The organism is Bacillus sp. J33 (assembly GCF_000518885.1).
In the GTDB taxonomy this organism is placed as follows: Bacteria; Bacillota; Bacilli; order Bacillales; family Cytobacillaceae; genus Cytobacillus.
In genome coordinates this window covers 1-1,981 of the sequence record NZ_JAEL01000190.1, presented here as the reverse complement: position 1 = coordinate 1,981, position 1,981 = coordinate 1, and the positions used below count along the sequence as shown (strand labels likewise).

Sequence of the window (1,981 nt, the reverse complement as noted above, 5' to 3'; positions counted from 1 at the left end):
GCGGAAAGCGAGTCCCTGGAGCGGAAATCAACAGGCCAATTTTATAGAAGAAAAAAGAGGGTGCCCGAAAGTTAGACTTTTGGGACACCCTCTTCGTATTTTTAACTTTTATCTAATTAAAGTTGGCTGTTTTCGTAAAGTTTGTTGCTTTTCAACTGCGAATTATGTTAAAGCAACGGGCAGAATTTATAAGCAAAAACAGCAATCTTTAAGAAAAGAGCCTTAATGTTAAATTGCTTTTAGAAGCACGTCTGCAAAAAATACAAAAAGGACAACCTGCCCAATGATTAAAGATGGCATAAAATATTTTACAGTTTTCTTTACAGCATCAGAGAAAGCTAGGCCAGCAACTCCCCAGGAACACAGGTCTTCCATTGCTGATTTTTTAGACAGAGTTCAAGAAAATGTCGTCTTCATTCATTTCAATCTGCAAGGAGCGGAAAGGCGAAAATTTTATTCTGCTGGTATATTTTCATGTTATAAAGCCAAATAAGAGGATAAAGAATACTATTTAATAGGAGGTATGAGTATGCGAATCGGAGTACCTAAAGAAGTAAAAAACAATGAAAATAGAGTAGCCATGACGCCGGCTGGAGTGGTAAACCTGATCCAATTTGGGCATGAAGTGTTTATTGAAGCCGGAGCAGGAGCAGGATCGGGATTTTTTGATGAGGACTATGTAAATGCAGGCGCAAAAATTGTTCAAACTGCAGAGGAAGCATGGTCAATGGATATGGTCATGAAAGTAAAAGAGCCGCTTCCAAATGAATATGTGTATTTCCGTGAAGGATTGATACTGTTTACATATTTGCATTTGGCTGCGGAACCTGAACTGACCAGGGCTTTGATTGAGAAAAAAGTGGCAGGCATTGCTTACGAAACTGTACAGCTTCCAAATCGAAGCCTTCCCTTGCTGACGCCTATGAGTGAAGTAGCAGGGAGGATGGCGGCCCAGGTCGGAGCGCAATTTTTGGAGAAGGTGTACGGCGGTAAAGGAATCCTGCTATCCGGGGTGCCGGGTGTACATCGGGGAAAAGCTACGATCATCGGCGGCGGTGTAGCTGGAACAAATGCGGCTAAAATGGCTATCGGCCTTGGAGCTAAAGTTACTATTATCGATTTAAACCCTGAACGCCTTCGCCAGCTTGATGATATTTTTGGAAAAGAAGTAACAACTTTAATATCAAATCCTTATAATATTGCAGAAGCTGTCAAAGAGTCCGACCTGGTAATCGGAGCTGTCTTAATTCCAGGTGCAAAAGCGCCGAAGCTAGTCTCAGAGGAAATGATTAAAACCATGAGCTCTGGCTCTGTTGTTGTTGATATAGCTATTGATCAGGGAGGTATCTTCGAAACAACGGACAAAATAACGACGCATGATAACCCAACCTATGAAAAACATGGTGTCGTCCATTATGCGGTGGCCAATATGCCTGGTGCAGTTCCGCGGACTTCTACTCTTGCTTTAACAAATGTAACAGTTCCTTATGCTGTTCAAATTGCCAATAAAGGATATAAGCAGGCATGCTTGGAAAATGAAGCACTGATGAAAGGCATAAACACATTGAATGGATATGTAACATACAAAGCAGTAGCTGAAGCACATAATCTTGATTATTCAGATACAAGAACCCAGCTGGTGCAGCAATAAATGAAAAAACTTACTCAGCCATATTGCTGAAAGTTTAAATGATTTTTACCATGATAATGCTGTAAAGTTGTTAAGACGCAAAGTGACCGATATATTGAAAAAGTGACCGATAAAATTAAAAAGTGACCGATAAACCTAGGGAAGTGACCGATAAATGTAGCGAAGTGGCCGATAAAATTGACAAACATGGCAAAATAGAGCGTTTTTCCTTCCCTTTTTTTAAAATGATTTATTATCAAAGCCAATTAAAAAATCCGGAGTCTTAAAACTCCGGATTTCAGTTTGTAGACAAAAAGAGTTCGGAATAGTCTCATTCCGAACTCTTTTTTT

Annotated in this window: 1 protein-coding gene; it reads left to right on the top strand. The window is 40.0% G+C overall.

The genetic code is table 11. The features are described from left to right. Window positions 1-529: 529 nt before the first annotated feature. On the top strand, window positions 530-1,651 hold the full coding sequence (gene ald, locus L634_RS0128520) for an alanine dehydrogenase (RefSeq protein WP_026585307.1): 1,122 nt from the start codon (window positions 530-532) through the stop codon (window positions 1,649-1,651). Window positions 1,652-1,981 lie beyond the last annotated feature (330 nt).